At 53.0% G+C, this 300-nt stretch carries 1 tRNA gene; it reads left to right on the top strand.

What is annotated here, in order from left to right:
• Positions 1 to 215 precede the first annotated feature (215 nt).
• A tRNA-Cys gene (locus FVP33_RS19205) sits at positions 216 to 292 on the top strand.
• The last annotated feature ends 8 nt before the right edge of the window (positions 293 to 300 follow it).

Below are 300 nucleotides of genomic sequence, written 5' to 3'. Positions count from 1 at the left end.
CTAAGTGGTGGGTTCAGTGTCGCTACCTATCTCGGTAAGGGGAAGCGCCTAAGCTGGCACGGGTAATTGAGTAGCTGTGATAAGCTACTGGCAGCCAGTATAAATCGTCCGGCTCGGGCCCGTTATAGCTCCTAGATTTGAATTAGATGCTGTACGCCATAGGAGGTGATCCAGTATCTCCCGGAGGGGCCCGGGTTAACAACCTCATGAATTTAGCCCGCGTTGGCCGAGAGGTTTAGGCGGCGGATTGCAAATCCGTCTCACATCGGTTCAAATCCGATACGCGGCTCCAAAGTTTAG

This window comes from Lacisediminihabitans profunda (assembly GCF_008040105.1).
Classification (GTDB): domain Bacteria; phylum Actinomycetota; class Actinomycetes; order Actinomycetales; family Microbacteriaceae; genus Lacisediminihabitans; species Lacisediminihabitans profunda.
Note: the sequence above shows the minus strand (reverse complement) of the source record. Positions and strands in the feature narration are given on the sequence as shown.